The following is an 11,999-nucleotide window of genomic DNA, read 5'->3' as shown; positions in this document are numbered from 1 at the left end:
TGCTGTTAAGGAGTAAAAATCAGGTCACTGGAGCCGGGTTAAACACCGCCAGCTGGTTGTGTAATCCCCATTGATCGGAGAAGGTTTTTTTACGGCCACTCGCGACATCCAGAATAAAGTGGAACAGCTTCCAGCCCACGTCCTCAATCGTCTCTTCACCCGTCGCAATGGTCCCGGCGTTGATGTCCATTAAGTCATACCAGCGGTTTGCAAGCTCGGTGCGGGTCGCCATTTTGATCACCGGAACCGCCATTAGCCCGTACGGCGTGCCGCGCCCGGTAGTGAACACTTGCACCGTAATCCCCGAGGCTACCTGCTGCGTGCCGCAGACAAAATCGCTGGCAGGCGTAGCGGCATAAATCAGGCCGCGTTTGGTCGGGCGCTGACCCGGAGAAAGCACTTCGGAGATGGCGCTCTGGCCGGATTTCGCAATCGAGCCAAGGGCTTTTTCGACGACGTTCGCCAGCCCGCCTTTTTTGTTACCCGGCGACGGGTTTGCGCTGCGGTCGGTCTGTCCCATATCGAGATAGTTGTCGTACCAGGCCATCTCTTCCAGCAGGCGCTTGCCCACCTCTTCGTTGATGGCGCGCGGGGTGAGAAGGTGGATCGCATCGCGCACTTCGGTCACTTCCGAGAACATGACCGTAGCGCCGCAGCGCACAAACAGATCGGAAGCGTAGCCGACAGCCGGGTTGGCGGTCACACCGGAGAAAGCATCGCTGCCGCCGCACTGGGTGCCGACTACCAGTTCAGACGCCGGGCAGGTTTCGCGCTGGCGTTTATTCAGCTTTTCCAGGTGACGCACGGCGACCTGGAGAATATCGTCGACCATGGATTTAAAGCCAACGTGGTGCTCATCCTGCAGACGCACAATGCTGGCGTCATCCACGGCAATCGCCTGCACATCGTCAGTGCCTTGCAGCAGGCGCTCTGGCTGAAGTTTTTCGCAGCCCAGGCCAATCACCATGACCTCGCCGCCAAAATTGGGGTTGAGGGAGATATTATGGATGGTGCGGATGGGTACCACAGCGGCCGGGGCGTTGATCGCCACGCCGCAGCCGTACAGGTGGTTCAGACCCACCACGCCGTCGACGTTCGGGTATTTCGGCAGCAGATCGCGTTCGATGATTTTCACCACGTAATCCACCACACCCGCCACGCAATGCACGCTGGTGGTAATGCCGAGCAGGTTTTTGGTGCCAACGCTGCCATCTTTGTTGCGATAACCTTCGAAGGTATAGCCTTCCAGCGGCGGCAGCGGTTCCGGTACGCGCGTTGCCAGCGGCAGAGTATTCAGCGGCGGGGCTTTCGGCAGCTCAACGAGTGACTCCTCAATCCAGCTGCCCTGCGGAATCGCCCGCACGGCGTAGCCGATGACCTCCCCGTAACGGACGATTTCGCCGTGGGCAGGGATATCGACCAGCGCGACTTTATGGCCCTGGGGAATATGTTCGATGAGTTCAAGGCCATCGGGGAAGCGTGTTCCTGCTCTCAGGCCATTGTCGTTAACAATAATCGCCACGTTATCCGTGTCGTGTACCTTAATATAGAACGCCGTCGGCGACTTTTGTCGAATTTCGATGTCGGCCATTGCTCATTATTCTCCAGTAAAACTTTAGATATTAAATGCAGTTAAGAGAGTGTTTATTTTCTTATTGTCAGAAATAAAGACGCTGCCTTCTTGAATAAAGAATGTCAGGAGTCGAAAGATAAAAATGTGACTGAGATCACTCCGCGAAACCTGCATCCGCGCCAGCTGGCAGGCAATGCGTAAATCTGTGCATCAGCGCCCATGCGATTGTGCATATGCTCAAAATAATGTTCATGAAGGCGGTGATAATTGAGCGATGCGACAATGTGCGGGGGCGAACGGATGTTTATACTTAATCACGATTTCATTGCATCTGGTTAATTAACGGATATTGCCTGCTATCGATAAATAATCAGTAAAGACTTTTCCAAAATAATAAAAATACCAAGATCGATGTGCCTGAGGAAATAAACATGTCACTGGAAACAGCTGTAGAAACGAAAAAGGGTATTCATACCCGCCATTTAATATTACTGATTATATTTATTGTGACGGCAGTGAACTACGCTGACCGCGCCACGCTGTCGATTGCCGGGACAGAAGTGGCAAAAGAGCTGCAGCTCAGCGCCGTATCCATGGGGTACATCTTCTCAGCGTTTGGCTGGGCGTATCTGCTGATGCAAATCCCCGGCGGCTGGCTGCTGGACAAATTTGGCTCGAAAAAAGTCTACACCTATAGCCTGTTTTTCTGGTCGCTGTTTACCTTCCTGCAGGGCTTTGTCGATCTCTTCCCGCTGGCGTGGGCCGGTATCTCCATGTTCTGTATGCGCTTTATGCTCGGTTTCTCCGAAGCACCGTCGTTCCCGGCTAACGCCCGTATTGTGGCGGCCTGGTTCCCGACCAAAGAGCGCGGCACCGCCTCGGCGATTTTTAACTCCGCGCAGTATTTCTCGCTGGCACTTTTCTCTCCGCTGCTCGGCTGGCTGACCTTCGCGTGGGGCTGGGAACATGTCTTCACCGTGATGGGTGTCATTGGTTTCATCCTGACGGCGATGTGGGTGAAGTTCATTCATAACCCCACCGATCACCCGCGTATGTCTGCCGAGGAGCTGAAGTTTATCTCTGACGGTGGCGCAGTGGTCGATATGGATCATAAAAAGCCGGGCGATAAAGCGGCGAGTGGTCCAAAGCTGCATTACATCAAACAGTTATTGACCAACCGCATGATGCTGGGCGTATTTTTTGGTCAATACTTTATCAACACCATTACCTGGTTCTTCCTCACCTGGTTCCCGATTTATCTGGTGCAGGAAAAAGGAATGTCGATTCTGAAAGTCGGCATCGTGGCCTCCATCCCGGCGCTGTGTGGTTTTGCGGGCGGCGTGCTGGGCGGTGTGTTCTCGGATCATCTGATTAAAACCGGCAAGTCGATCACCCTGGCGCGTAAGTTGCCGATTGTGCTCGGTATGCTGCTGGCGTCCTCCATTATCCTGTGCAACTACACCAATAACACGGTGCTGGTCGTCGCGCTGATGGCGCTGGCGTTCTTCGGAAAAGGCTTTGGTGCGCTGGGCTGGCCGGTGATTTCCGATACCGCGCCAAAAGAGATTGTGGGCCTGTGTGGTGGCGTGTTCAACGTCTTCGGTAACGTGGCGTCGATTGTCACCCCGCTGGTGATTGGTTATCTGGTGAGTGAACTGCATTCATTCAATGCGGCGCTGGTCTTCGTTGGCTGCTCTGCGCTGATGGCGATGTTCTGCTACCTGTTCGTAGTGGGTGACATCAAGCGTATGGAATTGCAGAAATAAGCGCCTCTACATCACGAATCATTGAAGGTAAAAGCGATGAGTAACGATATTTTCCCGAACAAGTTTAAAGCGGCCCTGGCGGCGAAAGAGATTCAGATTGGCTGCTGGTCTGCGCTGGCAAGCCCAATCAGCACCGAGGTTTTGGGTCTGGCTGGTTTTGACTGGCTGGTGCTCGACGGTGAACATGCGCCGAACGATATCAGCACCTTTATTCCACAGCTGATGGCGCTGAAGGGCAGCCACAGCGCGCCGGTGGTGCGTGTACCGACCAACGAACCGGTGATTATTAAGCGCCTGCTGGATATCGGCTTCTATAACTTCCTGATCCCGTTTGTGGAAAATGTGGAAGAGGCGGTGCAGGCCGTGGCGTCGACCCGCTATCCGCCGGAAGGCATTCGCGGAGTGTCCGTTTCCCATCGCGCCAACATGTTTGGCACCGTGCCGGACTACTTTGCGCAGTCCAACAAGAACATCACCATTCTGGTTCAGATTGAGAGCCAGCATGGCGTGGACAATGTGGATGCCATCGCTGCCACCGACGGCGTGGACGGCATCTTTGTCGGCCCAAGCGATCTGGCTGCGGCGTTGGGCCACCTCGGCAATGCCAACCACCCGGACGTGCAACGCGCCATTCAGCACATTTTCGCTCGAGCCAAAGCACACAACAAACCGTGCGGCATTCTTGCGCCGGTCGAGGCCGATGCCCGCCGCTATCTGGAGTGGGGCGCCACCTTTGTGGCCGTCGGCAGCGACCTCGGCGTCTTCCGCTCTGCAACGCAGAAATTAGCGGATTCCTTTAAAAAATAACCACCATCGACACGTGAGAGAGAGAACGTTATGACAATGAAAGTTGGTTTTATTGGCCTGGGTATCATGGGTAAACCAATGAGTAAAAACCTCATCAAAGCAGGTTACTCGTTGGTGGTTTCTGACCGTAATCCAGAAGTCATTGCGGAGCTGATTGCCGCCGGTGCCGAAACGGCGCTTACGGCAAAAGCGATTGCCGAGCAGTGCGATGTGGTTATCACCATGCTGCCGAACTCACCCCATGTGCAGGAAGTGGCGCTGGGTGAAAACGGCCTGATCGAAGGCGCGAAGCCGGGCCTGGTACTGATCGACATGAGCTCTATCGCCCCGCTGGCGAGCCGCGAAATCAGCGAAGCGCTGAAAGCGAAAGGCGTGGACATGCTGGACGCGCCGGTGAGCGGCGGCGAGCCAAAAGCCATCGACGGCACCCTGTCGGTGATGGTGGGCGGTGATAAAGCGATTTTCGACAAATATTACGATCTGATGAAAGCGATGGCCGGTTCCGTTGTACATACGGGTGAAATCGGTGCAGGTAACGTCACCAAGCTGGCGAACCAGGTGATCGTCGCGCTGAACATTGCCGCGATGTCTGAAGCGCTGACGCTGGCGACCAAAGCGGGCGTGAACCCGGATCTGGTGTATCAGGCCATTCGCGGCGGTCTGGCGGGCAGTACCGTGCTGGATGCTAAAGCGCCGATGGTGATGGATCGCAACTTCAAGCCGGGCTTCCGCATTGATCTGCACATTAAAGATCTGGCTAACGCGCTGGACACCTCCCATGGCGTCGGCGCACAGCTGCCGCTGACCGCAGCGGTAATGGAGATGATGCAGGCCCTGCGCGCCGATGGTCTGGGAACGGCGGACCATAGCGCCATTGCCTGCTACTACGAAAAACTGGCGAAAGTGGAAGTCACTCGCTAATGACGTTCTGCCCGGATAGCGCACAGCGATCCGGGCCTACCCTGTAGGCCGGATAAGTGAAACGCCATCCGGCGTTGTGCAGTAACAGGCTACAACTATGAAAATCGTAATCGCCCCTGACTCTTATAAAGAAAGCCTTTCTGCCTCCGAGGTAGCTCAGGCGATAGAAAAAGGTTTTCGGGAAATTTTTCCTGATGCTCAGTATGTGTCTGTGCCGGTCGCTGATGGCGGAGAAGGCACGGTCGAAGCGATGATTGCCGCCACCCAGGGCACTGAGCAACACGCCATTGTCACGGGTCCGCTGGGCGAAAAAGTGAATGCCTGCTGGGGAATCTCCGGCGATGGCGCAACGGCGATTATCGAAATGGCCGCAGCCAGCGGCCTGGCGCTGGTGCCACTGGCGCAGCGTAACCCGCTGATTACCACCTCTCGCGGCACGGGTGAACTGATTCTGAATGCGCTGGATAAAGGCGCGCGCAACATTATTATCGGCATTGGCGGCAGCGCCACCAACGACGGAGGTGCCGGTATGGTGCAGGCTCTGGGCGCGAAGCTGTGTGATGCCAACGGCACGGAGATTGGCTACGGCGGCGGCAACCTGATGGCGCTGAACAGTATCGACATTTCCGGTCTGGACCCGCGCTTAAAAGGCTGCACGATTCGCGTGGCCTGTGACGTCACCAATCCGCTGATCGGCGAGAAGGGCGCATCACGCATTTTTGGTCCGCAAAAAGGGGCCGATGAGGCGAAGATCGTCGAACTCGATCGCAATCTCAGCCATTTTGCTGACGTGATTAAGAAATCCCTGTCAATTGACGTTAAAAACGTCCCAGGCTCCGGCGCGGCAGGGGGGATGGGCGCGGCGCTGATGGCGTTTCTCGGCGCGGAGTTGCGCAGTGGGATTGAGATTGTCACCCAGGCGCTGAACCTCGAAGAACATATCCACGACTGCACCCTGGTGCTCACCGGCGAAGGGCGGCTCGACAGCCAGAGTATTCACGGCAAAGTACCGGTTGGCGTGGCGAACGTCGCCAAAAAATACCATAAACCAGTAATCGGCATTGCAGGCTGTTTGACCAGCGACGTCGGTGTGGTACATCAGTACGGTATCGATGCGGTGTTCAGCGTGCTGAACAGCATTGGCTCGCTGGAAGAGGCCTTCCGTGGGGCGTTTGACAACATTTATCGCTCGTCACGCAACATCGCAGCGACTTTGCAGGTGGGGATGCGTACGCAAGGGTGACAGCGGCGCCTAAACCCTCTATACTTCGCGCCGAAGCTGACCAGACAGTCGCCGCTTCGTCGTCGTCCCCTTTCGGGGGGAGACGGGCGGAGGGGAGGAAAGTCCGGGCTCCATAGGGCAGGGTGCCAGGTAACGCCTGGGGGGGAAACCCACGACCAGTGCAACAGAGAGCAAACCGCCGATGGCCCGCGCAAGCGGGATCAGGTAAGGGTGAAAGGGTGCGGTAAGAGCGCACCGCGCGGCTGGCAACAGTCCGTGGCACGGTAAACTCCACCCGGAGCAAGGCCAAATAGGGGTTCACAAGGTACGGCCCGTACTGAACCCGGGTAGGCTGCTTGAGCCAGTGAGCGATTGCTGGCCTAGATGAATGACTGTCCACGACAGAACCCGGCTTATCGGTCAGCTTCAACTATTAAGAAAACCCCGCTTCGGCGGGGTTTTTGCTTTTTGCTCCTCACCATCGCCTTCGTGAAACCGAACGAATTCCCATTTTTGCGACAATAAGCACATTTCACTGCTTTTGAGCGGAATGATGTTTTTTTACCGAGATTAGAGATCGCATTCACAAAATTACGCGCTAAAAAATCGCCATTTTGCAGTGTTGACTTGATGTTGCTGTTGTTGCTGAAATGTGTCTTCTTTATGGCGTATAAATTAATGAAATCTTTCCTTTCAATACATTTGCCCTGTGAATGTGTGATGCCCTCGACGCTTTTTCCCCTGCGGGAAAATATTTATTAACTTATTTGATAATATACAAAAATGTTTAAAGCAAATAACGTCTATTTATTCGCCTTTAATTGCCTGAAATATCACCTTTATTCTCTCTGGTTTATTGCCATAAATAGATCGTGGTTATCGCCATAAAATTAATTTATCTCCCTGAGATTTATTGATCAATATCAGACGTTTTATTGATAAGGTAAATGATAAAGTTATGATTTATATGAGTTAATTGGTGTTTTTGTGAGGGTGCAATTGGTATGAAAAAGTAATCTGTGAGTAACAGCACATACCCTCGTCATCAATAATGGGTAGAATCCTGCCACGGATAAGGAAATAAGAGCAGAATATGATGAGCACTATTATTCTACCGAAAACACAACATTTAGTTGTATTTCAGGAAGTCATTAAAAGTGGATCTATTGGTTCTGCCGCCCGTCAACTTGGCCTGACTCAACCCGCCGTCAGCAAAATCATTAACGATATCGAATCCTACTTTGGTGTCGAACTGATTGTGCGCAAGAACACCGGCGTGAAGCTGACCAGCGCAGGGCAAACGTTGCTCGCGTACTCCGAGTCCATCACCCGCGAAATGAAGAATATGGTCAGTGAGATGAACAACCTGAGCTTCAGCACCGTCATCGACGTTTCGTTCGGCTATCCGTCGCTGATCGGTTTTACGTTCCTCTCCAGCATGATCAAAAAATTCAAAGAAGTGTTCCCGAAAGCGCGAGTCTCGATGTTTGAAGCACAGCTCTCCTCGTTCCTGCCTGCCATCCGCGATGGGCGACTGGATTTTGCCATCGGCACCCTGAGCGATGAAATGCTGTTGCAGGATCTACACGTTGAGCCGCTGTTTGAATCGGAATTTGTGCTGGTGGCCAGTAAAACGCGAACGTGCACCGGAACGACGACACTGGCATCGCTCACCAACGAGCAGTGGGTGATGCCGCAAACCGATATGGGCTACTACAAAGAATTATTAACCACTCTCCAGAACAATCACATCAGCATCGAAAACATCGTCCAGACTGATTCCGTCGTCACCATCTATAACCTGGTTCTCAACGCCGATTATCTCACCGTGATCCCGAGAGACATGATTACGCCATTCGGTTCCGACCAGTTTGTCGTACTGCCCGTGGAAGATGAATTACCCATTGCACGTTATGCCGCCGTCTGGTCAAAAAATTATCGTATTAAAAAATCCGCTTCGGTATTAGTGGAGTTGGCGAAGCAATATTCCGCGCAAAATAGTGAAAGGCGAAAACAGCTCACCATAACTGAACAGTGAATTGAGACGTACCATTTTAAAACACCCGGTGAGGGAATTCCCTCGCTGACACCCAGACTTTGCTTACAGAATATGAATTATTATAAAGAGGATTATATGCACATTACTTACGATCTTCCGGTAACGATTGAAGAAATACAAGATGCCCGCAAACGACTGGCTGGTAAAATTTATAAAACCGGCATGCCGCGTTCTAATTATCTAAGCGAGCGCTGCAAAGGCGAAATTTTCCTGAAGTTTGAAAATATGCAGCGCACCGGTTCGTTTAAAATTCGCGGTGCTTTTAACAAATTAAGCTCCTTAACCGAAGCAGAACGTCGCAAAGGTGTGGTGGCGTGTTCCGCCGGTAACCATGCTCAGGGTGTGTCGCTCTCCTGCGCCATGCTCGGTATTGACGGCAAAGTTGTCATGCCGATGGGCGCGCCAAAATCGAAAGTGGCCGCCACGCGTGATTACTCCGCTGAAGTGGTACTGCACGGTGAGAATTTTAACGACACCATCGCCAAAGTCAGCGAAATCGTCGAGCAGGAAGGGCGCATCTTTATTCCGCCGTATGACGACGTAAAAGTCATTGCCGGACAGGGCACCATTGGTCTTGAAATTCTCGAAGACTTATATGATGTCGATAACGTGATTGTCCCTATCGGCGGCGGCGGATTAATCGCCGGGATCGCCACGGCCATTAAATCCATCAATCCGACCATTAATATTATCGGCGTGCAGTCTGAAAACGTGCACGGTATGGCGGCGTCTTACTACGCCGGGGAAATTATGAATCACCGTACCACCGGCACATTAGCCGACGGCTGCGATGTTTCTCGTCCAGGTAATTTAACCTTCGAAATTGTTCGTGAATTAGTCGACGACATCGTGTTGGTAAGCGAAGACGATATTCGTAACAGCATGGTCGCGCTGATCCAACGAAATAAAGTGGTGACAGAAGGGGCTGGCGCGCTGGCAACGGCTGCATTATTAAGCGGAAAACTGGATCATTATATTCAGGGGCGCAAAACGGTTAGTATTATTTCCGGCGGCAATATCGACCTTTCCCGCGTTTCCCAAATTACCGGCCTCGTTGATGCATAAATAAGGATAAATTATGAGCAACTCTGAAACTATCATTGCCAGTCAGACAAAAACGTCTTCCTGGCGAAAATCAGATACCACCTGGACACTGGGGCTGTTCGGTACGGCAATCGGCGCGGGCGTGCTGTTCTTCCCGATTCGCGCGGGCTTTGGCGGGCTGATACCGATTCTGCTGATGCTGCTGCTGGCCTATCCTATTGCCTTCTATTGCCACCGCGCGCTGGCGCGTCTGTGTCTGTCCGGCAGCAATCCGTCCGGCAACATTACCGAGACGGTGGAAGAGCATTTTGGTAAGACTGGCGGGGTGGTGATCACCTTCCTCTACTTCTTTGCGATTTGCCCGCTGCTGTGGATTTACGGCGTCACCATTACAAACACCTTTATGACCTTCTGGGAAAACCAGCTCCAGCTTCCCGCACTGAACCGTGGCTTTGTGGCCCTGTTCCTGCTGCTGCTGATGGCATTCGTTATCTGGTTTGGTAAAGACCTGATGGTGAAAGTGATGAGCTTCCTGGTCTTCCCGTTCATCGCCAGCCTGGTGCTGATCTCCCTGTCCCTGATCCCTTACTGGAACTCGGCGGTTATTGACCAGGTTAACCTGAGCGACATCTCCTTCACCGGGCACGATGGCATTCTGGTCACCGTCTGGCTGGGGATTTCCATCATGGTCTTCTCCTTCAACTTCTCGCCAATTGTCTCCTCATTCGTGGTGTCGAAACGTGAAGAGTACGAAGGCGAATTCGGTAAAGAGTTCACCGAGCAGAAATGTTCCAAAATCATCGGTCGCGCCAGCATGCTGATGGTGGCGGTGGTGATGTTCTTCGCCTTTAGCTGCCTGTTTACACTCTCTCCGCAGAACATGGCGGAAGCCAAAGCGCAGAACATACCGGTGCTTTCTTACCTGGCCAACCACTTTGCTTCGCTCTCCGGGACCAAATCGACCTTCGCCACCGTGCTGGAGTACGGCGCGTCGATCATCGCCCTGGTTGCCATTTTCAAATCCTTCTTCGGCCACTACTTGGGCACGCTGGAAGGGCTGAACGGTCTGGTCCTGAAGTTTGGCTACAAAGGCGATAAGAAGAAAGTTTCCGTCGGCAAACTGAACACCATCAGCATGATCTTCATCATGGGCTCCACCTGGGTCGTGGCGTACGCCAACCCGAACATTCTGGACCTGATTGAAGCGATGGGTGCGCCGATTATCGCCTCTCTGCTGTGCCTGCTGCCGATGTATGCCATCCGCAAAACGCCAGCGCTGCGAAATACAAAGGCAGAACCGAGAACATCTTTGTGACGGCGATTGGCCTGCTGACCATTCTGAATATCGTATACAAACTTTTCTGATTCAAAGCTCAGGATGAGCGGAGTGAAGACATGAATGAATTTCCGGTTGTATTGGTCATTAACTGTGGATCGTCATCTGTGAAGTTTTCGGTGCTGGACGCAGCGAGCTGTGACGCGCTGATGACCGGCATTGCAGATGGCGTGAACACTGAAAGTGCCTTTATATCCGTGAACGGGAGCGAGCCAGTCACCCTGGCTCGCAAGGACTACGAAGGGGCGCTGGCTGCCATCGCCCTGGAGCTGGAAAAGCGCGATTTGATGAGCAGCGTGGCCTTAATTGGCCACCGCATCGCTCACGGTGGCAGCCTGTTCAGCGAGTCCACCCTGATCACCGATAAGGTCATCGATCAGATTCGTCAGGTTTCGCCTCTGGCCCCGCTGCACAACTACGCCAATCTCAGCGGTGTGGAAGCGGCTCAGCAGCTGTTCCCCGGCGTGCAGCAGGTCGCGGTGTTTGATACCAGCTTCCACCAGACGCTCGCGCCTCAGGCCTATCTTTACGGCCTGCCGTATCGCTTCTTCGAAGAGCTGGGCGTGCGCCGCTACGGGTTCCACGGCACATCGCATCGCTATGTTTCGCAACAGGCGTATTCGCTGCTGAATATTGCCGAAGCCGATAGCGGACTGGTGATTGCACACCTGGGCAACGGGGCGTCGATTTGCGCGGTCCGTAACGGGCGCAGCGTGGATACCTCCATGGGCATGACGCCGCTGGAAGGGCTGGTGATGGGGACGCGCTGCGGCGACGTCGATTTTGGCGCGATGGCATGGATTGCACAGCAAACCGGGCAAACGCTGGAGGATCTTGAGCGCGTGGTGAATAAAGAGTCAGGATTGCTGGGGCTTTCCGGCCTCTCGTCTGATTTACGCACGCTGGAAAAAGCCTGGCACGAGGGTCACGAGCGCGCCCGCCTCGCGATTGAGACTTTTGTTCATCGCATCGCTCGCCATATCGCCGGTCACGCCGCCTCCCTGCACCGTCTGGACGGCGTGGTCTTTACGGGAGGAATTGGTGAAAACTCCAGACTGATACGCCAGCTGGTGGCCGATCGCCTGAAGGTTTTCGGTATCGATCTGGATGAGCAGCAAAATGCCCTGCCTGGTAGCGAGGGTGAACGCATCATCTCCGCCGACACCTCCCGCGTGCCGTGCGCCGTGATCCCAACCAACGAAGAAAAAATGATCGCACTGGATGCCCTCCGTCTTGGAAAGGTCCGTCTGGCTGCGGAAATCGCCTGACAC

8 protein-coding genes, 1 other RNA gene and 1 pseudogene are annotated in these 11,999 nt (G+C 53.8%); 9 read left to right on the top strand and 1 reads right to left on the bottom strand.

The window, feature by feature from the left end:
* Positions 1–19: 19 nt before the first annotated feature.
* A complete protein-coding gene (gene garD / locus ETG88_RS10355) occupies positions 20–1,591 on the bottom strand; it encodes a galactarate dehydratase (RefSeq protein ID WP_129035362.1) in 1,572 nt (523 codons plus the stop codon).
* A gap of 413 nt (positions 1,592–2,004) precedes the next feature.
* On the opposite strand from garD, the gene ETG88_RS10350 reads away from it, so the two are divergent.
* The 9 genes and pseudogenes from ETG88_RS10350 (at position 2,005) to tdcD (ending at position 11,996) form a co-directional block, all read left to right on the top strand.
* Positions 2,005–3,339, top strand: a complete 1,335-nt coding sequence (locus tag ETG88_RS10350) for an MFS transporter (RefSeq protein WP_100778793.1) — start codon at positions 2,005–2,007, stop codon at positions 3,337–3,339.
* 36 nt (positions 3,340–3,375) lie between these two features.
* Positions 3,376–4,146 (top strand): 2-dehydro-3-deoxyglucarate aldolase, encoded by a 771-nt coding sequence (gene garL, locus ETG88_RS10345; RefSeq protein WP_129035361.1) that lies wholly within the window; start codon positions 3,376–3,378, stop codon positions 4,144–4,146.
* Between the two features lie 30 nt (positions 4,147–4,176).
* Positions 4,177–5,067, top strand: a complete 891-nt coding sequence (garR, locus tag ETG88_RS10340) for a 2-hydroxy-3-oxopropionate reductase (RefSeq protein WP_100778795.1) — start codon at positions 4,177–4,179, stop codon at positions 5,065–5,067.
* Positions 5,068–5,164: 97 nt separating this feature from the next.
* Positions 5,165–6,310 (top strand): glycerate 2-kinase, encoded by a 1,146-nt coding sequence (gene garK, locus ETG88_RS10335; RefSeq protein WP_129035360.1) that lies wholly within the window; start codon positions 5,165–5,167, stop codon positions 6,308–6,310.
* Between the two features lie 32 nt (positions 6,311–6,342).
* Positions 6,343–6,721: RNase P RNA component class A (rnpB, locus tag ETG88_RS10330), an RNA gene on the top strand.
* A 664-nt stretch (positions 6,722–7,385) separates the two neighbouring features.
* Positions 7,386–8,327 carry a transcriptional regulator TdcA gene (gene tdcA / locus ETG88_RS10325; RefSeq protein ID WP_100780813.1) on the top strand — a complete coding sequence of 314 codons (942 nt, stop codon included), beginning with the start codon at positions 7,386–7,388 and terminating at the stop codon, positions 8,325–8,327.
* Between the two features lie 96 nt (positions 8,328–8,423).
* Positions 8,424–9,413: a bifunctional threonine ammonia-lyase/L-serine ammonia-lyase TdcB gene (gene tdcB, locus ETG88_RS10320; protein WP_100780814.1), complete on the top strand. Its 990-nt coding sequence runs from the start codon at positions 8,424–8,426 to the stop codon at positions 9,411–9,413.
* 13 nt (positions 9,414–9,426) lie between these two features.
* Positions 9,427–10,757: pseudogene (gene tdcC, locus ETG88_RS10315) on the top strand (threonine/serine transporter TdcC).
* Positions 10,758–10,787: 30 nt separating this feature from the next.
* On the top strand, positions 10,788–11,996 hold the full coding sequence (gene tdcD / locus ETG88_RS10310; protein WP_129035359.1) for a propionate kinase: 1,209 nt from the start codon (positions 10,788–10,790) through the stop codon (positions 11,994–11,996).
* Positions 11,997–11,999 lie beyond the last annotated feature (3 nt).

It is taken from the genome of Lelliottia nimipressuralis, from assembly GCF_004115925.1.
Lineage (GTDB): Bacteria > Pseudomonadota > Gammaproteobacteria > Enterobacterales > Enterobacteriaceae > Enterobacter > Enterobacter nimipressuralis.
This window is presented reverse-complemented; position numbering and strand designations above follow the sequence as displayed.